At 71.2% G+C, this 20,116-nt stretch carries 17 protein-coding genes; 4 read left to right on the top strand and 13 right to left on the bottom strand.

Going from position 1 to position 20,116, the window contains the following annotated elements:
- Nucleotides 1–111 precede the first annotated feature (111 nt).
- From ACFU8V_RS00605 to ACFU8V_RS00595, 3 genes are all read left to right on the top strand, one after another.
- Complete coding sequence (locus tag ACFU8V_RS00605; RefSeq protein WP_025105377.1) at nt 112–1,614, top strand: sugar ABC transporter ATP-binding protein; 1,503 nt, start codon at nt 112–114, stop codon at nt 1,612–1,614.
- Entirely contained in the window at nt 1,614–2,648 is a 1,035-nt protein-coding gene (locus tag ACFU8V_RS00600; protein ID WP_025105378.1) for an ABC transporter permease, read from the top strand. Before ACFU8V_RS00605 ends, ACFU8V_RS00600 begins: the two co-directional genes overlap by 1 nt.
- Before the next feature lie 134 nt (nt 2,649–2,782).
- Nucleotides 2,783–3,784: an ABC transporter substrate-binding protein gene (locus ACFU8V_RS00595; RefSeq protein ID WP_025105379.1), complete on the top strand. Its 1,002-nt coding sequence runs from the start codon at nt 2,783–2,785 to the stop codon at nt 3,782–3,784.
- A gap of 678 nt (nt 3,785–4,462) precedes the next feature.
- Here the strand turns inward: ACFU8V_RS00595 and ACFU8V_RS00590 are convergent.
- From ACFU8V_RS00590 to ACFU8V_RS00560, 7 genes are all read right to left on the bottom strand, one after another.
- Nucleotides 4,463–4,759 (bottom strand): putative quinol monooxygenase, encoded by a 297-nt coding sequence (locus ACFU8V_RS00590; RefSeq protein WP_378868190.1) that lies wholly within the window; start codon nt 4,757–4,759, stop codon nt 4,463–4,465.
- A 23-nt stretch (nt 4,760–4,782) separates the two neighbouring features.
- A complete protein-coding gene (locus tag ACFU8V_RS00585) occupies nt 4,783–5,751 on the bottom strand; it encodes a phosphotriesterase (protein ID WP_303709798.1) in 969 nt (322 codons plus the stop codon).
- A complete protein-coding gene (locus ACFU8V_RS00580) occupies nt 5,751–6,707 on the bottom strand; it encodes a shikimate dehydrogenase (RefSeq protein ID WP_025105382.1) in 957 nt (318 codons plus the stop codon). The genes ACFU8V_RS00585 and ACFU8V_RS00580 overlap by 1 nt, the downstream gene beginning before the upstream one ends.
- A complete protein-coding gene (locus ACFU8V_RS00575) occupies nt 6,704–7,705 on the bottom strand; it encodes a phosphoglycerate dehydrogenase (RefSeq protein WP_029990020.1) in 1,002 nt (333 codons plus the stop codon). The genes ACFU8V_RS00580 and ACFU8V_RS00575 overlap by 4 nt, the downstream gene beginning before the upstream one ends.
- Nucleotides 7,681–9,171, bottom strand: coding sequence for a xylulokinase (gene xylB / locus ACFU8V_RS00570; RefSeq protein WP_303709799.1), 1,491 nt, complete (start codon nt 9,169–9,171; stop codon nt 7,681–7,683). Before xylB ends, ACFU8V_RS00575 begins: the two co-directional genes overlap by 25 nt.
- A gap of 9 nt (nt 9,172–9,180) precedes the next feature.
- Entirely contained in the window at nt 9,181–9,756 is a 576-nt protein-coding gene (locus tag ACFU8V_RS00565) for a glucose-6-phosphate isomerase family protein (protein ID WP_025105385.1), read from the bottom strand.
- 123 nt (nt 9,757–9,879) lie between these two features.
- Nucleotides 9,880–10,854, bottom strand: coding sequence for an acetylxylan esterase (locus ACFU8V_RS00560; RefSeq protein ID WP_303709801.1), 975 nt, complete (start codon nt 10,852–10,854; stop codon nt 9,880–9,882).
- An 80-nt stretch (nt 10,855–10,934) separates the two neighbouring features.
- On the opposite strand from ACFU8V_RS00560, the gene ACFU8V_RS00555 reads away from it, so the two are divergent.
- Entirely contained in the window at nt 10,935–11,744 is an 810-nt protein-coding gene (locus ACFU8V_RS00555; RefSeq protein ID WP_303709803.1) for a DeoR/GlpR family DNA-binding transcription regulator, read from the top strand.
- An 11-nt stretch (nt 11,745–11,755) separates the two neighbouring features.
- Here the strand turns inward: ACFU8V_RS00555 and ACFU8V_RS00550 are convergent, their stop codons facing one another.
- From ACFU8V_RS00550 to ACFU8V_RS00525, 6 genes are all read right to left on the bottom strand, one after another.
- On the bottom strand, nt 11,756–12,643 hold the full coding sequence (locus tag ACFU8V_RS00550; RefSeq protein ID WP_378868182.1) for a LacI family DNA-binding transcriptional regulator: 888 nt from the start codon (nt 12,641–12,643) through the stop codon (nt 11,756–11,758).
- 68 nt (nt 12,644–12,711) lie between these two features.
- Complete coding sequence (locus ACFU8V_RS00545; RefSeq protein WP_303709805.1) at nt 12,712–14,973, bottom strand: FAD-dependent oxidoreductase; 2,262 nt, start codon at nt 14,971–14,973, stop codon at nt 12,712–12,714.
- Between the two features lie 37 nt (nt 14,974–15,010).
- Nucleotides 15,011–16,816: a BNR-4 repeat-containing protein gene (locus tag ACFU8V_RS00540; protein WP_303709807.1), complete on the bottom strand. Its 1,806-nt coding sequence runs from the start codon at nt 16,814–16,816 to the stop codon at nt 15,011–15,013.
- Between the two features lie 11 nt (nt 16,817–16,827).
- Complete coding sequence (locus tag ACFU8V_RS00535; protein ID WP_378868178.1) at nt 16,828–18,153, bottom strand: extracellular solute-binding protein; 1,326 nt, start codon at nt 18,151–18,153, stop codon at nt 16,828–16,830.
- 50 nt (nt 18,154–18,203) lie between these two features.
- Nucleotides 18,204–19,109, bottom strand: a complete 906-nt coding sequence (locus tag ACFU8V_RS00530) for a carbohydrate ABC transporter permease (protein ID WP_025105392.1) — start codon at nt 19,107–19,109, stop codon at nt 18,204–18,206.
- A complete protein-coding gene (locus tag ACFU8V_RS00525) occupies nt 19,106–19,960 on the bottom strand; it encodes a carbohydrate ABC transporter permease (protein ID WP_172400085.1) in 855 nt (284 codons plus the stop codon). Before ACFU8V_RS00525 ends, ACFU8V_RS00530 begins: the two co-directional genes overlap by 4 nt.
- Nucleotides 19,961–20,116: the final 156 nt, after the last annotated feature.

The following is a 20,116-nucleotide window of genomic DNA, read 5'->3' as shown; positions in this document are numbered from 1 at the left end:
TTTAGATACAACTTGCACTGACCCGGGTGCAGGTCGCAGAATTGATCCGATGTTTACGGCGGAACGGTCCGCCGCAATCGCGACAGAACCTTCAAGGAAGCAGGTGAGCGCATGAGTGGACCCATCCTGAGGGTCGAGGGGATCAGCAAGGGATTCCCCGGTGTCCAGGCGCTGAAGGACGTGCATCTCGAGGTGCGCGCCGGCGAGGTGCTCGTGCTCGTGGGTGAGAACGGTGCCGGCAAGTCCACCCTGATGAAGATCCTCTCCGGGATCTACACCAAGGACGAGGGCACGATCACGTTCGAGGGGCAGGAGGTCGAGCTCACCAGCCCGCTGCAGGCGCAGGAGCTGGGGATCACGATCATCCACCAGGAGCTCAACCTGATGCCCGACCTCACGGTCGCGCAGAACATCTACGTCGGCCGCGAACCCACGACGGGTCCGTTCCTGTCGGAGCGGAAGCTCAACCGGCAGACGGCCGAGCTGCTGCAGCGCCTCGACATCCACCTCGACCCCCGCCAGCGCGTGGGCGAGCTGACGGTGGCCGAGCAGCAGATGGTCGAGATCGCCAAGGCGCTGTCCTTCAACGCCAAGGTCCTCATCATGGACGAGCCGACGTCGGCCCTCACCGACAGCGAGGTCGAGACCCTCTTCGTCCTCATCGAGCAGCTCAAGGCCCGCGGTACCGGCATCGTGTACATCTCGCACCGCATGGACGAGCTGCGCCGCCTGGCGGACCGGGTGACCGTGCTCCGCGACGGCACATACATCGGATCACTCGACAAGTCCGAGATCACGATTCCGACGATCATCGAGATGATGGTCGGCCGCGTGATCGACGAGGGCACCCGCCCGCAGGCGCGGGAGCACCTCAACGACCCGATCGTGCTCGACGTGCAGGGGCTCTCCACGCGGAAGCTCCTCAAGGACGTGTCGTTCCAGCTGCACAAGGGCGAGATCCTCGGATTCGCCGGCCTCATGGGCGCCGGCCGCACCGAGACCGCCCGTGCCGTCATCGGCGCGGACCACCGCGACGGCGGCACGATCACGATCGGCGGGCGCACCGTCCGCATCGCGCAGCCCGCGGACGCGGTCAAGCACGGCGTCGGCTACCTCTCCGAGGACCGCAAGCTGCTCGGCCTCATGCTGGAGCAGGACGTCACCTTCAACACCGTGCTCGCGTCGCTCGGCTCCTACGCCAACGGCATCGGGTGGATGGGCGACAGCAAGGCCAAGAACCGCACCAAGGAGTACGTCCAGCAGCTGCGGGTGAAGACCCCCTCGGTCAACCAGGTCGTCAAGCTCCTCTCCGGAGGGAACCAGCAGAAGGTCGTCATCGCCCGGTGGCTGATGCGCGACTGCGACATCCTCATCTTCGACGAGCCGACGCGAGGCATCGACGTCGGCGCGAAGGAGGAGATCTACCGCCTCATGCAGCAGCTCGCCGACGCGGGCAAGTCCATCATCGTCATCTCGTCGGAGCTCCCCGAGATCCTCCGGGTCGCGAACCGCATCGCCGTGTTCGCGAACGGTCGCATCACCGGGACGCTCCGCAACGAGGAAGCCAGCCAGGAGAAGATCATGCAACTCGCAGCCCACGGGGAGGAAGACTGATGAGCACCCCACAGCAGTCCGGATCGTCGACGACGACGATCATCCAGACGGCCGTCAACGAGGACACCGACAAGCGCGACGTCGCCGGGTTCCTCAAGCGGCAGTTCCAGCAGTCGCTCGCGTTCGGCACCCTGATCGTCCTGGTCATCTTCTTCTCGATCGCCAGCCCGAACTTCTTCACCTTCAGCAACATCGCCACGGTGCTGCTGTCGACCGCGGTCATCGGCATCCTCGCCCTCGGCACGACGTTCGTCATCATCACGGGCGGCATCGACCTGTCGATCGGCACCGGCATGGCGCTCTGCGCGGTGATGACGGGTGTCCTCATCACCAACCTCGGCCTGCCGGTGTGGGTGGGCGTGCTCGGCGGCATCGCGACCGGTGTGCTCATGGGGCTGGTGAACGGCGTCAACATCACGTTCCTGCGACTGCCTCCGTTCATCGCGACCCTGGCCATGATGATGATCGCGGGCGGCCTCGCCCTCGTGATCTCGAACGTCGCGCCGATCTACTTCTCGACCTCGGCTCCCGACTTCAAGAAGATCGCGCTCGGCGTGCTCATCCCCGGCATCCCGAACGCGGTGCTCATCACCGCGGCCCTCGCGATCGTCGCCTGGCTCGTGCTGTCGAAGACGCTGCTCGGCCGGTACACCTTCGCGATCGGATCGAACGAGGAGGCCACGCGCCTCTCCGGCGTCAACACCCGCCGCTGGACGATCCTCATCTACATGTTCGCCGGCGCCTTCACCGGCATCGCGGGCATCGTGATCGCCGCCCGCCTCGACTCGGCCCAGCCGCAGATCGGCACCGGCTACGAGCTGCAGGCCATCGCGGCCGTGATCATCGGCGGCACCTCGCTGCTCGGCGGCCGCGGCTCGATCCTCGGCACCGTGATCGGTGCGCTCATCATGAGCGTCCTCGTCAACGGCCTCCGGATCATGTCGATCCAGCCCGAGTGGCAGAACATCGTCGTCGGCGTCGTCGTCCTGCTGGCCGTCTTCCTCGACTCGCTGCGCAACCGCCAGCGGACCTGAGACACGGCGGCGGCGAAACCCGTGCCCGCCGCCGTCCCCGGCTCCGGCCGGACCCCGCGGAACCCTCCGCACAGGCACCACGAATGTCCACCCGCCGGTCCTGGCCGGCACCCACACAGAACAACGGAGTTTCCATGAAATTCGGCAAGAAGACCGCATTCGCGGCACTCGTGGCCGCATCCGCGCTCGTGTTCGCCGGCTGTGCCGGCGGCGGCGACGTGATCGAAGAGGGCTCGGGCGGCGACACCGGCAGCGGCGACGGCGAGATGTACATCGCCATGGTCTCGAAGGGCTTCCAGCACCAGTTCTGGCAGGCCGTCAAGAAGGGCGCGGAGGAGAAGGCCCAGGAGCTGGGCGTCAAGATCACCTTCGAGGGCCCGGCCGCCGAGACGGAGATCGCGCAGCAGCTCGAGATGCTGACCGCTGCGATCGACAAGAACCCGGACGCCATCGCCTACGCCGCCCTCGACCCCGAGGCGTGCGTCGCCCCGCTCGAGCAGGCGAAGTCGAAGGACATCCCCGTCGTCTACTTCGACGCCCCGTGCAACGGCGACGTCGGACTCAGCCTCTCCGCGACGGACAGCAAGGTCGCCGGCGCGCTGGCGGCCGAGCACATGGCCGAGCTGATCGGCGGCGAGGGCGAGGTCGCCATCGTCGGCCACTCGCAGATCAACTCGACCGGTGTCGAGCGTCGCGACGGCTTCGTCGAGAAGATCGAGGCGGACTACCCCGACATCGAGATCGTCGACATCCAGTACGGTGACGGCGACCACCTGAAGTCGGCCGACATCGCCAAGACGCTCATCGCGGCCCACCCCGACCTCAAGGGCATCTACGGGACTAACGAGGGCTCGGCCATCGGCGTCGTGAACGCCGTGAACGAGCTCGGCCTCGAGAAGGGCAAGATCACCATCGTCGGCTTCGACTCCGGTGCGGCCCAGATCAATGCCATCAAGGACGGCACCATGGCCGGCGCCATCACGCAGGACCCGATCGGCATCGGCGCCCAGGTCGTGCAGGCGGCCTACGACGCGGCCAACGGCGACGACGTCGAGGAGTTCTACGACACCGGTTCCTACTGGTACGACAAGAACAACATCGAGGACGACAAGATCGCCGCGGTCCTCTACGAGTGACCCGCACGACGGAGCCCCTCGCCTTCGGGCGGGGGGCTTCGTCGTGTCCGGGGAACTTCGGTTCCGGTCCGTGGTCCGTGGGTCCGTGGTCCGTGGGTCCGTGGTCCGGCTGCACGATCCCGGGGCGACTGCACGACCGGATCCCCGGTTTCCTCGTGCACCCGTATCGGGGTCGTGCAGACGAACCGGGTCCGGAGCCGGGTGGGTCTGGGGTCTAGGTCCGGGGAGGGTCTGGGGCTGGGCCGTGGATGGGACGGATGCACGACGTGGGGACCGATGCGTGGCCGGATGGGTAGTTCGGTCGTGCAGTCGTGACAGGGGCGTGCAGGTGAAACCGGATGGCCGAGTGGAGTCGTTCGGCACGGGGGACGGTCAGCCCGAGGGACGGATCCACGACTGTGAGACGGATGCACGACGCGGGGACCGATGTGTGGCCGGAGGGGCGGATCGGTCGTGCAGTCGTGGTAGGGGTGTGCAGGTGAAACCGGAGGGCCGAGTGGAGTCGTTCGGGCCGGGGGGGTCAGCCCGAGGGGACCGTCCCCGGGGGACGAGGCACGACGAGGGACGGATGCACGACGGGGGGGGGACGAGGGCACGACGGGGAGGCCGGAACGGGCGTGCGGGCGTCGCGAGGTCGTGCAGGTGAAACGGGGAGGGGGAGACGGAGGGAGGGTGGGGTCAGAGGGGGCGGAGGAACGTGAGGATCGAAGTGGGCTCGACGATGAGCTCCTGCAGGGCGGCGTTGAAGGGGACGCCGGCGGGTGCGTGGAGGTGGGCCTGGAAGGCGTCCTCGTCGCGGTAGACCTCGTAGACGAAGAAGCGGTCCGGGTCGTCGACGAGGCGGTGGGCCTCGAAGACGATGTTGCCCTCCTCGGCGCGGACGACCTCGGCGAAGTCCCGCAGCAGCGCGGCGACCCGGTCGGCGGCTCCGGGCTGCACGGTGAAGACGGCGTGGAGGACGGTGGGTTCGGGCATGACGACTCCTCGGGTTCGGGTGGTCAGGAGTGGAGGGCCAGGAAGCGCGCCGGCGTGGTCACGAGCATCCGGTGCACGGCGTCGTCACCCACGGCCTCGCGGAGCCGGGGAAGGTAACGGTCGCCGAGGTAGGCGAGACCCGGCATGCCGCCGTAGGCGATGTACCGGGTGCGCCGGGCGACGTCGCCCCCGAGCAGGATCCGGTCACCGGCACCCCGCTCCACCACGGCGACCGTGAGGGCCAGCAGCTCGGCGTCGGAGCGGGTGCGCGGGCGGGCGAAGCCGTCGTACCCGAGGTGGGCGCCGCGCTCGGCCAACGCGACGTGCAGACCGGGATCGGGGTCGCGGTCGGCGTGGGCCAGCACGACGCGATCCGCCGGCACCCCCTCGGCCGCCAGCAGGTCGAGGGCCTCGTGGGCCGCGGTGCCGAACTCCAGATGCACCATGACGGGGGCTCCGGTCTCGCGGTGCGCCTGAGCCACGGCGACGAGGGTCGTGCGCTCGAACGGACTGAGGCGCCAGTAGTCGGCCCCGCCCTTGAGCATGCCGGCGCGGACGGGCTGCCCGTCGGGACCCGCGGCGAGAGGCACGTCGGGCGTCTCGAACACCGCGGTGTCGTCCGCCGGCATCCCCCGCGTGAGGTCGGACACGAACAGGGCGGCGAGGCGGTCCGCGCCCCACACCTGCATCGGGTGGTCGGGGCCGTAGTGGGCCTCACGGTGCCGGCCCGTCGTGGCGACCACGTGCAGTCCGGTCGCGGCGCTGATGCGGGCGACGGCGGCCGGGTCGCGACCGAGGCCGAACGGGGTGGCGTCGACCATGGCCTCGAAGCCGCTCGCCCGCAGCAGACCGGCCTCCTCGCCGGACGCGGCCTCGTCGTCGAGCTCGTCCCCGACCAGCAGCGGCGACACCTGGAAGAGGTGCTCGTGGTAGTCCACGCGCCCGAGCCGCGACGGGTCGAGGTCGCCGAGGACGGTCCGCACGGCGGGCATCAGCGCACCGACTCCGCGGCCTCCGCGAGGCGCTCGACGGTCTCCGGCGTGAGGTCGAGGTCGAACACGTCCGCCACGACCTGCGACCAGCCGTGGATGAAGTACCGCCAGCCGTCGACCACGTGCAGGCCGCGGTCGTCCTCCTGTGCCTCGGCCTGGTGCAGGAACTCCAGGGAGCCACGGTAGTTGAACTCCCACGCGTACGCGCCCTCGGGGAACACGACGGCGTCGGTCAGCGGGGAGCCCGGGCGGTCCTTGCCGAGCCCGGTGGCGTTCGCGATGACCGATCCCGCGGGCGCGGCGGCGACCAGGGCATCAGCCTCCTCCGGCGTCTCGGTGACGACGTAGCGGAGCAGTCCCTCGGGGGTGCCGTGCTGGCGGTGCACCTCGCGGAGGTGGTCGAGCTTGTCCTGCGTGCGCGCGGTGACGGTGATGAGGGCCGGGGCATCCTCCCGCTCGGCGAGGGCCCAGCTCAGCGCGGTGCCCGATCCGCCCGCACCCAGGATGACGACCTCGGCCCCGGTGCGCGCGAAGTGGTCGGCGGGGAGGAAGTCGCGCAGCGCCAGGTCGACCGTGATCGGGTCCTTCGCGCGGCCGGACAGCGTGGACCCGCGCTTGGCGATGCTGGAGATCTCGGCGCAGGACACGGCGAACGGATCGAGCTCGTCGAACAGGTCGGACGCCGCCGCGTACACGTTCATCTTGTGCGTGGTGACCAGCGCGCCGCGGTGGTGCGGGTCGTCGCGGATCTGCTCGACCATGGCGCGGTACTGCGCGGGGTCGGCATCCATCGGCAGGTCGTGGCCGACGAGGGTCCGGGTGGGGAGGCCGAGGATGTCGGCCCACAGCGGGAACACCTTCATGATCGACGACGAGGCGGTGGTGACGCCGACGAAGCCCATGTAGTCGGCGGTGGCGGGGGCTGACGGTGCGGCGGACGTCGCGGCGGTGGTCATCGGTTCTCCTCGGGAGCGGACGCGGGCAGGGGCACGGGGTGGGCGGGGTCGGCGCCGCGGAGGACGGCGAGCACATCCGCGAGCGACAGCTCTCCCATGTTGTCGACGGCCTGGGTGGTCTGGGCACCGAGGTGCGGGGTGACGATGACGCGGTCGGCGAGAGCCGGGTCGAGCAGGGGACTGTCGTGCGCGGCGGTGTCGCCGTCGAGAGTGTCGGCGGCGTACCCGGCGAGGGTGCCGTCACGCAGCGCGTCCGCCACGGCCTGCTCGTCCACGAGGTCGCCGCGGGCCGTGTTGACGAGTACGGTGCCGGGTCGCATCACGGCGAGGCGCTCGGCGTCGACGAGGCGCTGACCGCCGGGGGCGTGCAGGGTGATCACGTCGGCGGTGCGGAACAGGTCATCGAGGCCGAGGGGGTCGGCGCCGTGGTCCCGCACGAGGTCGGCGGGGAGGAACGGGTCGGAGGCGAGCAGCCGCGGGCCGAACCCGCTCAGTCGCCGCGCGACCCCTTGGCCGATCCGCCCGAAGCCGACGATGCCGACGGTCGCGGCGCCGAGCTCCCGTCCGCGGCGCACGCTCCAGTCGCCGGTCCGCACGCGGCGGTCGCCGTCCGGGATGGTGCGCAGGGCGGCGAGCATGAGGCCGACCGCGTGGTCGGCGACCGCATCCGCGTTCGCGCCGGGGGTGTTCGTGACCGGGATGCCGCGGTCGCGCGCCGCCGCGAGGTCCACCGCCTCGGTGCCGACCCCGTAGCGCGCCACGACCTTGAGCTTCGGGCCGGCAGCGAGGTGCGCGTCGGTGACCGGTCCGGTGCCGGCGATCCAGGCGTCGGCACCGTGCAGCAGCACGCGCAGCTCGTCGAGGTCGTGATGGGCCGGCCCGCGGAGGATGCGGTGTCCGGCCTGCGCGGCGCGCCCGACCAGGTCGAGGTCGCCGTCCGAGAAGGAGCGGCTCGTGACGAGGATGACGCCCATCAGCGCGGCCTTCCCGCGAACCACGGTGCGAGGGCCGTGTACGCGTCGGTGAAGCGGGCGTGGCGCTCGGCGTAGACCGCATGCCGGGACGGGTCGGGCGTGAACTCGGCGGTGACCTCGCTGAGCGCCCGGGCGGCGGAGAAGTCGGTGAGGCCGAGGCCGACGGCTCCCGTGACCGCGGCACCGAGGCTGTTCGCCTCCTCCACGATCGTGCGGCGCCGCACCGGCACGCCCCACACGTCGGCGAGGACGGCGAGGTAGACGTCGCTCTGCGCCCCGCCGCCGACGGCGTCGATGCGGTCGATCGTCGCGCCGGCCTCGCGGAACGCCTGGATGCAGGTGAGGAGGTTGAACGCCGTCCCCTCGAGGACCGCGCGCACGAGGTGGGCGCGCCCGTGGTGGCGGGCGAGACCGACGAAGGCCCCGCGCGCATCCGGGTCCCACAGCGGGGAGCGCTCGCCGAGCAGGTACGGGAGGAAGTAGAGGTCGTCGGTGTCGATGTCACTCGCGGCTTCGGCGACGAGGCGCCCCGTCTCGGGGTGTGCGGGGTCGACGGAGAGGGCTTCGGCGATCCACTGCACCGAGGCGCCGCCGGCCTGCATGGTCGCGGTCGGCACGAACGACGCGGGCACGACGTTGTCGAACGTGAAGGTGCGCATCGCGGGGTCGTGCAGCGGGGCGTCGGCCGCGAAGGAGATCCACGAGGAGGTGCCGAGGCACACGTAGGCGCCGTCCTCCGGGGCCACGACGCCGGAGCCGACCGCGGCGAGCGGTCCGTCGCCCCCGCCCATCACGACCTGGACGCCGATGTGCAGCCCGAGCGCCTCGGCCGCGGCGGGCGTGAGCGGGCCCGCGATCTGCGTCGACTCCAGGATCTCGGGGAACAGGGCGGGGTCGAGCCGCGCGGCCGCGAGGATCTCCGGCGACCACGTGCCCGCGACCTGGTCGTACGCATTGGTGCCCGAGGCGTCCGACCGGTCCGTGGCGAGCCGCCCGGTCAGCCGCAGCACGATGAAGTCCTTGGCGACGCACACCCGGCGCACGCGCTGCCACACCTCGGGCTCGTTGTCGCGCACCCACATGATCTTCTCGAGGGAGTAGGTGGGGTTCAGGCGGTGGCCGAGGATCCCGTAGGCGCGCTCGGCACCGACCGCCGCCTCGAGCTCGCGCTGCTGGGCGCCGGCGCGGGTGTCGGCCCAGATGATCGCGGCTCGTGCGGGCTCGCCATCGGCGTCGAGCAGCACGGCGCCCATCATCTGTCCGCTGACCACGAGGCCCGCGACCTCGGCGGCGGCGGTGCCGGTGCGCGAGAGGAGGTCGCGGGTCGCCGTGACGACCGCGTGCCACCAGTCGGCCGGGTCCTGCTCAGCGACGCCGCCGGCCGCGAAGTGGGCCGAGTACGGCACGGTGACCGCGGCGATCAGACGACCGTCGTCGTGGTGCAGGGACGCCTTGTTCCCGGTGGTGCCGAGGTCGTGGGCGATGATCATGGCCGGAGCCTATTCCGCGTAGGGGCGCAGGTCGACGCCGGACTCCGCGCGGAACGCCCGCGAGCCCATGCCGTGCTCCAGCACCCAGCCGTAGTCGTGGCCGGCGCCTCCCGGGTACACGGCGAGGAAGGAGTAGGGCTCGTCCCCGGTGTTCACGGAGCGGTGCGCCCAGCCCGGCGGGATGTAGCCGATGGTGCCGGGGAGCATGTCGAGCCACTCGGTGCGCTCGCCGTCGAACATGAGCAGTCCGCCGCGGCCGTGCAGTGCGAGGTAGATCTCGCCCTGGTGGTCGGGGTGCTGGTGACCCTTGGTCATCCAGAGCTCGCCGCCCGTGTCGCCGGGCATGATCGTGGTGATCGACTGCGGCAGCTCCCGCTCGATCTCGGGGACCGGCGAGCTGACGACCGTGTAGACGATCGGATCCTCGCCCGCGGCGGCGGCCGCCCAGGCGTCGTGGTCGCGGAACAGGCCCTCGAGGTCGGACATCCGCCGGGTCAGGGTGGGGCCTTCGGGGGAGAGGGTGAGTTTCTCGGCGTCGAAGGCGATCGCCATCGGGGAGATCGGCGGGGTCTGGTACTCGGGCATCCATGCTCCTCGAAACGGGTGCTGCGTCGTCGCGCAACCTGTAATGACAAGCTCACTGTACCTGTTATGACAGGTTGCGTCCAGTGCTCTCCTGCGCGGAGGAGGACGCGCGCGCGACGGTCGTCAGCCGGCGAGCACCCGTTCCAGGTGCTCGCGCCCGCCGCGGATGGCAGCCTCCGTCACGTCCGCAGATCCCGGATACTCGGCGTGACCGGCGGGAAGCGCGGCCAGGTCGAGGTCGCGGGCCCCGGCGGCGACCGCGAACTGCCCTTGCGGCGGCACGTACTGGTCCCACAGGGCCGCCTCCACCCGGACCGGCACCGCGGAGAACCCGATCGCGGTGGAGGAGTCGAACCAGCGCAACACCTCGCGGGCCTCGGGGTGCCGCAGGACGTGCTGACGCACGGTCTCCCCGCTCCCCAGGCATGGAACCGCCAGCCGCTCGTCGTACTGGCCGAAGCTCGGCACGATGAGGGTGGCCCCCACGAACCGGTCGTCCCACGGCAGGGCGAGCGCGCCGATGCCGCCGCCGAAGCTCTCCCCGACGTAGTAGAGAGGAAGCGCGCCGACGACCGAGACGAGGACGTCGGCCGCCAGCCACAGGTCACGGGCGCAGAGGCCGAGCACGTAGCGCTCCGGATCGTCGATGCCCGCGAGCACGTGCTCGGGGGTGGGCTCGGGCGCTCCGATCCTCGCGTTCAGCACGCCGAGCCCGCGGGCCACGGGATAGATCGCCGCGACGTCGTCCGGCACCCGGGCGAGATCGACCGCGTCTCGACCCCCGTAGCCGTGGCCGTGCACGACGCCCGCGCGGGGAGGGCCGTCGAGGGGCTCAACCACCCAGGCCCGCAGCCGCACGCCGTCGACGCCGGCATGCTCGACGACGGACACCCGACGGCCCTGCTCCTCGGAGGTGGAGAGGACCACGGGGGCGGCGTCCACCGCGGCGGCCTCCCGCCGCCAGCGTCGCCAGCGGTCGGCGAACCCGGGCGGCGCGGGCACGGGGCGGACCGCGCGGAGGTCGGCTTCGGTGCGGCCGTAGCTGCCGTCGAACGCGGCATCGGGGAACCAGGTGGCGTAGGGCTCGGGGAAGGTCATGCGGGCTGAGGGATCCTGTTCCGGGAGTGGGGCGGGCGGGGGTGCGTGGCAGACTGGAGGCTCCATCGGAAGGAGACCGCGTGCTGGTCACGGAACGACGCGAGCGCATCCTCGCCCTGACCCGCGATCGCGGTACCGCGTCCATCGGCGAGCTCGCGGCCACGCTGCAGGTGAGCGAGATGACCGTGCGGCGCGACATCGATCAGCTGGCCGAGGAGGGCGCGGTCGAGCGCATCCGTGGCGGCGTGCGGGCTCGGGGCCTCCAACGTCTGGTTCCGGCTCCGGCAGCCTCGGCCGAACGGCGCGCGATCGTCGCGGCGGCCGCGGATCTCGTGGAGCCCGGAATGGCGGTCGGCATCTCCGGCGGACCCACGGCCCTGGCGCTCGCGCGGGAGCTCGTGCGCGTCCCCGAGCTCACGATCGTCACGAACGCCCTGCCGGTCTCCGACCTGTTCTCGCCACCGGATCGCGCCGATGCTCCGTACACGCAGACGGTCGTGCTCACCGGGGGCGTGCGCACGCCCTCGCAGGCCCTCGTCGGGCCGGTCGCGGTCCGCGCCCTGGAGCACCTGCACTGCGATCTCGTGTTCCTCGACGCCCACGGCCTCGACGAGCAGGCCGGCATCACGACCATGAACCTGCTGGAGGCCGAGACCAACCGGGCGCTCATGGCTGCGGGGCGGGAGGTCGTCGTCCTCGCCGAGCACACCCGCTGGGGCGTGGTCGGACTCACGACCGTCGCCGACCTCAGCGACATCGACCGCCTCGTCACCGACGACGGCCTCGACGACGGCGCACGGGAGCTGCTCACGGCTCACGTCGGCACCCTGCACGTCGCGCCGCGCGACGGCGGCGACGAGCGTGCGCTCGCGACGGCCCTCGCGGACTGAGTCCGCCGCCGTCATCGGGCCGTGCTCGCCCGCGGGATCAGCCGGGCGCCGACCGTCACGTGCCGCACGGGGAGATCGGCTCCCGGCGGCGCGGCGATCTGCCGTTCGAGCTCCGTGAACGCCGCGTCCACGAGGCGGGCGTGGTCGGGGGCGATGGTGCTGAGGGCGGGCACGGCGAAGCGTGCGGCCCGGATGTCGTCGATGCCGACGACGGCGACGTCTCCCGGCACGCTCCGCCCCTGGGCCTGGAGAGTGGCCAGCGCACCGAGGGCGACCGAGTCGTTCGAGCAGACGATGCCGTCGAGATCGGGGATCGCGGCGGCCATGGCGCCCGCCACGCGCTCGCCCTCCTCGGCCGTGAACGCGTCGACCTGCGCGGTGAGGGCGGGGTCGGCGGGGATCCCGGCGGCCGCCAGGGCCTCCAGGTACCCGGCGTGCCGACGGTCGGCGGCGTCCGAGGGGCGGGCGTCGCGGCGTCCGACGAAGCCGATGCGGCGGCAGCCGACCGCGAGCAGGTGCTCGGTGGCGGTGTAGGCGGCGGCGCGGTTGTCGATCGTGACGTGCGTGAACGGGCTCACCTGGATGTGCTCGCCCAGCAGCACGAGCGGCCCGGGGGAGGTGCGGCGCGTGAGGTCGGCGACCGTGAGCGAGCGCGGGATGTGGATGAGCCCGTCGATGGGCGGCAGGCCGACGCCGTTGGCGACGTCGATCTCGCGGCCGTGATCCCCCTCGGTCTGCACGATGAGCACGGCCAGCCCTCGGTCGTCGGCGCCGCGGACGATGCGCGAGCCGAGCTCCGCGAAGTACGGCTCCTCCAGATGCGGCACCGCGAGCGCGATGAGTCCCGTGCGGGTGGCCCGCGCGACAGGGAGCACGCGGCCGCCGGGCGAGGTGGTCACCTGCGGCCTCCTGGAGGGACGACGGTCTCCGCCGGGACGACGGATGCCCTTCACGTTAGCGCTCTCCGTCACGATTGCACTCGGAACGCGATCACGCGTGCCTCCGCGACGCCGTTCGTCCGCTCCACCACGAGGCGGGCGGCCGTGAGGGCGCCGAGGTCGTCCGGCAGGGGATGTACCCGCAGACGATGGCGGTTGTCGCGCTCCTCCGCCACGGTGCGCCACTCCTCGGAACCCGCCTGCTGCACCTCGACCCGGTAGTCGCGCACGAGCTGGGGCAGCACCTCGTCGGGGCTGCGGTGGTGGTGCAGGGTGTTGAGCTCGAGGTCCACGTCGTCGTCGAACACGAGGCGGATCTCGGAGGCCGTGACGGGCAGCTCCCAGTCCAGGCGCAGCCACTGCGGGCCTTCGGCCTCCGGGGCGGACGCCCACAGGTGCGGTCCGCCGAACGGGCGGTTGTACCCGGAGACGGCGCGCTGCGGCGCGGTGGCCTCGGAGTCCGGGCTCGTGCGGAACGCGGGCACCCGCCCGCGCAGCGGCTTGGTCGGCCACTGCACGAGGAGACCGTCGCGGTCGACCTGCACGTTCCGGTCGTCGTTGTCGACCCGGTGCACGAGGGTGAGCACCCCGGGCGGGAGCTCGTCGGCGAGGTGCACCTGCACCTGCGGGTTCGCGCGGAGCACGATGATCGCGTTCTGCGGGTCCTCCGGGGCGAAAGGCGTGTCCGCCCGCACCCAGGTCGGACCACCGGCGGGGACGTCGATCACAGTGCGGTGCTCGAGAACCGCGGGCACGATGTTCTGCGGGCGGCCCGTGGACCAGACCTCCACCGTGACCTGCGTGTCGGCCTCGGCGCCGAGAAGCAGCTCGGTCGTGTCGAGGCGCGGGTGCACGGGGACGACGATGCCGAGGTCGTCCGTCAGGATGTGCGGGGTCGCCGCGGCCACGGCGGTCTCCGGGGTGCCGATCGTGCGCAGGGTGCTGGACGCGGTGACGGTGGCGGTGCGGGCGAGGTCGGAGGGATCCTCGTTCGCGACTCCGATGAGGGAGGCGTCGGCGCGGAGCAGCGTCTGCCGGAGCTCCGCACGATGGTGCTCGTACAGTTCGCGGGGCGTGGCGTCGTGCGCGTAGCAGAGGGCGGCGGCGGTGCCCGCGGCCTCGCCCATCGCCGCGCACGTGGCCATCACTCTGGCGGCACCGAAGGCGATGTGCGTGGCCGAGATGTCGCGGCCCGCCATGAGCAGGTTGTCGACGTTGACGGAGTAGAGCGAGCGGAACGGGATCTCGAAGACGCCGTCCGAGAAGCGCTGCACCGCGCCCGCCCCCGTCGCGTACATCCCCTCGGCGGGATGGAGGTCGATGGACCAGCCGCCGAACGCGACGCCGTCGTCGAACGACGTCTGCTCCAGGATGTCCTGCTGGCGCAGCGTGTAGTCGCCGATGAAGCGGCGGTACTCGCGCTTGCCGGGGATGTTGCCGATCCACTCCAGGGTCAGGTTGTCGGCGTCGAACTCGCCGGAGTTCTTGATGTGGTCCCAGATGCCGAGGATCACCGACCGCAGCTCGTCGCGGATCGCCTCGTTGTCGTCGACGATGTCGAGCGTGCCGCCCCACTCGATCCACCAGTAGTGCGCGCCGCTGTCGCCGCTGCGGATGATGCGCGACGAGGGGATCGGGGTGGTCGAGATGTCCTTCGCGCTCTCCGGCGCGACGTACTTCACCGGGTGCCCGAGATCCTTCGTGTAGAAGAGGAGCGTCGAGCCGAGGAACTCGCGCACGGGCTGCTCGGGCGCCCAGTCCTCGCCGAACTCGCTGCGGCTCTCCTTGCCCAGTCGGTGGCGGGCGCCGACGAGCCGTCCGACCAGGCCGTCTCCGGTGCAGTCGAGGAAGAGCGGCCCGCGGAAGACGGTGCGGATCTCCGAGCCCATCGTCCAGCCGGTGACCGACCGGACCCGACGGGCGTCGTCGGGTCCGGTGGCCTCGGCCTCGAGCACCTCCGTGTTGAGGAACAGCGTGAGGTTGGGCTCGCGGCGCACGATGTCGAGCACCACGTCGTCCCAGTACACGGGGTTGCCCTCGGGGTTGCGGAACTGGTTCTCCCGGTACATCTCGCCGATGATCCCGGTCTCCCGCGCCCACCGCTGGTTGCCGTGGGCGGTCGCTCCGCACACCCAGACCCTCACCTCCGAGGAGGAGTTGCCGCCGAGCACCGGCCGGTTGTTGATCAGCACGGTACGTCGGCCGAGGCGGGCGGCCGCGACGGCGGCGCTCACTCCGGCGAGGCCGCCGCCGACGACGATGATGTCGGCTTCGACGGTCTGGGTGCGCATGGGATGGGGTTCCTTTCGGGAGGGGTGGTGATGCCGCTCAGCGCGCGGCGATCGCTTCGATCTCGTAGACGCGGGCGACGTCGGTGGCGGAGTCGGACGGGTCGGTGATGACGAGGCGCACGGCATCGGCCGTCCGCCCCTGGGCATCGACCACGACCGTCGTCTGCGTGTTGCCGGTGATGGTGCCGACCGTGACCCAGCCGCTCGCGGTGCGCAGCTGGACGGTGAAGTCGCGCAGCACGGAGGTCTGCGGCGGGCCGACCGTGTATCCGCTGCGGATCCGGACGACGTCGAGCGGCGCGGCCTCGTCCCACTCGACCGTGATGGTCGGCTGGGTGTCGGAGGCCGCCGAGATCCACCGGCTCGCATCCGTGCAGCCGCCGTCGATCGCCTTCTCCGGGCCGGTGTCGGCGCGGAGCTGAGACGAGGCGGTCGCGGTGCCGCCGAGCGCCAGGTTCTCGCCGCCGGCGTCGCCCCGGAGGGAGGCCACGATGGCGGGGAGGGTCGTCGCCCCCGGCTGCCCGTCGCGCGGGATCTCGGCGTGCCGCAGCGTGCCGCCGCTGGGAACGGCGGGGGCGCTGAGGTAGACGATGTCGGTGCCGTCCGTGCGGGTCGCCGCGCGGAGGCGCTGCTGGCCCACGACCGGATCGCCCACGGCGTCGGCGGTCCATCCGGAGGCCCCGGCGGTCAGCAGCACCGTCTGACTGCGGGTGATGCCGCAGTCCTGCACCGACACCACGGCGTAGACGCGGGTCTCGCCGCTGGCGGTGGTGGTGTCGAGCGCGGCGATGGTCTGCACGCCGCCACCGAGGGCGTCCGTGTCCACGAGGGTCTCGCTCGTCCAGGCGGAGCCGGTCCAGGTCGCCCACCGCACGTCGAACGCGTTCTCGGTCTCGTCCGCGTACCGATAGGTCACGCCCACGAGCTCGCCGTCGGCGAGGGCCATCTTCGCGGTCTGCACCGCGGGCACCGCGTCGCCGATGGTCTCGCCGGGCTCGTAACCGCGCCACACGACGGCGCCGGGGGTGTCCGGGCGGATCGGGGTCGGCAGGGCCTGCCCGGCGACGTCGCGGAAGCCGCCCGCGGCAGGGTCGTACACCGCGTAGGAGCCGAGGTGGCGGTAGGGATCAGCGGGCCACGGGCCCCACTCCCACAGCACGTGCACCTTGCCGCCGGCATCGACCTCGAGGTCGTCCGGGTAGAAGGAGTGGTTCACGGCGGCGGCGATCGTCGTCTCGCGGCTCCACGTCCCGGCCACGGGGTCGTAGTGGTACAGCACCCCGTCGCGGCGAGCCTGCGGGTCGGCGCCGATGCGCACCATGAGCCAGATGTCGCCGTCGGCTCCCTGCGCCGTGACCGGGTAGGAGACCGCGGCCCCGGCGTCGGGCATCTCGGCGCTCACGTCGACGAGCGAGGTCGCGTCGTAGGGCGCGGTGGAGCGGAAGTACTTCCACGGCTCGTGGTGCATCGAGACGAACGCGTGGATGTATCCGTCGCCGTCGATCGCGATCGACGGCTGGTTGTGGCCGTTGTCGTCGAGGTACTCCGCGCAGGCCCCGGTCGCCAGCCGCAGGCAGCCCGAGGTCCACGTGCCGTCGGCGGCGCGGACGGCGAGGTTCACCTGGTGCTTCGCGGCCACCGAGCCGGGCACGTTGTAGGCGAAGTACGTCTCGTCACCGTCGACGACGAGCGGGTTCCACCAGCCGGACTGGTTGGAGCTGTCGACCGTGACGGGCACGGTCTCGACGTCGGGGGTCGCGGCAGCGGCCGGAGCGGGCACGGCGAGGACGAGTGCGGCGAGGGCGGCGGCAGCGGTGGCGCCGACCTTCGAGCGGAGGGTCATGGCGATGCTCCTCAGCCCAGCAGCTTCTGCGCCTGGTCGCCGGCCTGCGCCATCGCGTCCTTGGCGCTCTGCTGACCGACGAGGACGGCCTGCACGCGGTCGGCGATCACCGTCTCGATCTGGGCGTACTGCGGGTACTGCCAGAACGGGTTGGTGGTGGCGGTCGCCGTGATCTTCTCGGCGAAGCGCGAGCCGAACGCGTCGGACGCCACCTCCTTCGAGGCCTGCGCCTCCTCGGTCACGGGCGGCAGGCCGCGCAGCTCGTAGTCGCCGAGCACAGCCTTCAGGTCGCTCGTGGCCCACTGGCCGAAGTCCGCGGCCGTACGGGTGCTGTCGCCGGAGCCGCCGCCGACGATGGCGATGGCGCCGCCCCAGACGAGAGCGCGCGGGGTGTCGCCCTTCTTCAGCACCGGGCGGGACTCGGGCACGAGCTTGGAGGCGAGGTCGGGATCCGGCGAGTCCTGCGTGACGGACGCGCGGCCCACGGGGGCGTCGTCGTAGATCGCGGCGCGGCCCTGGGAGAACAGGGAGCGGGCGTCGAAGCGGTCGACGTCGGCGGCGATGAGCCCCTGGTCGTACAGCGACTTGTACCAGGTCACCGCCTCGATGCTCGCGTCGTCGCCGATCGTGACCTTCCCGTCCTTGACGAGGTCGCTGCCGAACGTCTGCATCCAGATGAGGACGTCCTTGAGCTGGGCGGCTTTGGTCGAGGCAGCGTAGGGGATGAGGCCTCCGCCGAGGGCCTTGAGCTTCTTCAGCGCCGCCTCGAAGTCGTCGACGGTGGTCGGGAACGTGGAGATCCCCGCCTTCTTCAGGAGCTCGGAGTTGGTGATGAGGCCGATCGCGCCGATGGTCCACGGGAACGCGTACTGCTTCCCGTCGAGCTGCGTGGCCTCCAGGCTCGAGGCCGTGTAGCCGCGTCCCTTCGTGAGCGCCGAGACGTCCTCCAGCTTGCCGAGCGCGGCCAGCGAGGCGAGCCAGGCGACGTCGACGTGCGCGGCGCCGGTGAACTGCCCGCCGCGCACCTGCAGCATGAGCTGCTTGAAGTACTCGTTGTAGGGGAAGGAGACCTCGGTGATGCCGACGTCGTTGGTCTTCTTGTAGCCGTCGAGCAGCGTGCGGGTGGCCGGGGCGGCGGCCTCCTCGGTGAGCGACCAGCTGGAGAAGGAAAAGTCGGCGGCGGTGAAGTCGCCCGCGCCGAGCCCGGCGCCGGGGGAGGACGACGGACTGCCGCTGCCGCCGCCGCTCGGCATGCAACCGGCGAGGAGGAGGCCGGCGGCGCCGAGCCCGGCGAACTGCAGCAGCTGGCGACGGGAGACGGTGGTGTTCTCGGACATGAGGGTGCTCTCTCTTCTTCGAGGGACTGCGGATGAGGGGGTGGTGCGGGTCAGCCCTTGACCGCGCCGGCGGTGAGTCCGCCGACGAGGAAGCGCTGCAGGGCGATGAACGCGATGGCCACGGGGAGCGAGACCACGAGCGAAGCCGCCATGAGCTCCGGCCAGGCGGTGGACGCCTCGCCGATGAACGTGTTGACGAGGCCGGGCGGCAGGGTCTGCTTGTCGGGACCGGCGAGGGTGAGGGCGAAGATGAAGTCGTTCCAGCCCCGGACGAACGCGAACAGTCCCGCGGCGATGAGGCCGGGAGCGGCCAGCGGCAGCACAATCGAGTGGATGATCCGCAGGCGGGAGGCGCCGTCGACGCGGGCGGCCTCGATGAGCTCGTCCGGGATCGTGTCGAAGAAGCCCTTCAGCATCCACACGCACAGCGGCAGCGTGAACGTCGTGAACGACAGCACGAGCGCCGTGTAGGTGTTGAGCAGGCCGTAGGCCGAGAACACCGCGTACAGGGTGATGAGCAGCAGCGCCTGCGGGAACATCTGCGACGCCAGCACGAAGTACATGAGGCTGCGGCGGCCGCGGTAGCGGAACTTCGAGAACGCGTAGCCCATGTACGCCGACACCAGCACCGAGAGGATCGCGGTGATGACGGAGACCACGATGCTGTTGCGGAGGTAGCCGAACAGGGCCGGGTTGTTCGCGAGCGCGGCGTAGGCCTCGAACGTGATCTCGGTGGGGAACAGCTTCGGCGGGTAGCTGAACACCTCGGTGCGCGGGGTGAGCGACGTCGCGAGCAGCCAGTACACGGGCAACAGGGCGAACCCGCCGAAGACGACGACGGCGATCCAGGCGCTCACGGTGGAGGCGCGGCGGTCGGCGCGGTGGCGCCGACGGCGGGGCGCGGCGGGTGGGGCGGAGACGGCGGCCACCGTCTCTTCGGTCAGCACGGCGGTCATCGCTTCTCTCCCTTCTCGGACAGGCGGACGTAGACGACGACGAGCGCCATCAGCAGGATCATCCAGAGCAGGCCGAGCGCCCCGGCGTGGCCGAGGTCGAAGCCGTCGAACGCGGTCTCGTACACCGCGGTCGCGAACGTCTGGGTGGAGCCGGCGGGACCGCCGCCGGTGAGGACGTAGATGATGTCGAAGTGCTGGAAGTTCCAGATGAACTCCAGCAGGATCACGAGGCCGATGATGCCGCTCATCTGCGGGACCGTGATGGAGAAGAAGCGGCGGATGGTGCCGGCGCCGTCGATCTCGGCGGCCTCGTGCAGCTCGATCGGCACGGTCTGCAGGCCCGCGAGGAGCATGACCATCATCCAGGGGAACGACTGCCACGTCTTCGCGACGATCACGGCGATCATGGCGGTGGTGGGGTTCGCGAGCCACGCCTGCGGGGAGTCGATGAGGCCCACGGTCTCCAGGGCCGCGTTGAGCACGCCGTAGTTGGCGTTGAAGATCCACATCCAGAGGAACGACACGACCACGCCGGGGATCAGCCACGGGATGAGCATGAGGCCGCGGAGTACCTTGGCGCCGCGGATGCGCGTGTTCAGGGCGAGGGCGAGACCGAAGCCGATCACGAACGGCGCGATGGTCGTGCCGAGGGTGAAGACGAGCGTCTGCGTGAGGAGCGGGAAGAACTCGCCCGTCAGCACGTCGACGATGTTCTGGAAGCCGACGAACTCGCGGCCGGGCTCGACGAGGCTCTGCTTGTAGAACGCGGTGATGAGGGCCGTGATCAGCGGGTACACGACGACGGCGGCGAGGAGCGCGAGGCCGGGAGCCGTGAGGAGGAGCGCGAACATCCCGTCCGAGAGGCGACGGGGCCGGCGACCTGTTCCTATCTGTGAGGAAATGGTCTGTTCTGTCATCTAGGTCATCCTTGGCCTGGGGTGATGTGTCCGCACTCTCGTGGTGCGGTCTCGGGCTTCCTCAGTATTTCCGGCAGATTACAGCGACGT

Source organism: Microbacterium sp. NPDC057658 (genome assembly GCF_042799975.1).
Taxonomy (GTDB): Bacteria; Actinomycetota; Actinomycetes; order Actinomycetales; family Microbacteriaceae; genus Microbacterium.
The sequence above is the reverse complement of the archived record's forward strand: the minus strand, read 5'-3'. Positions and strand labels throughout refer to the sequence as shown.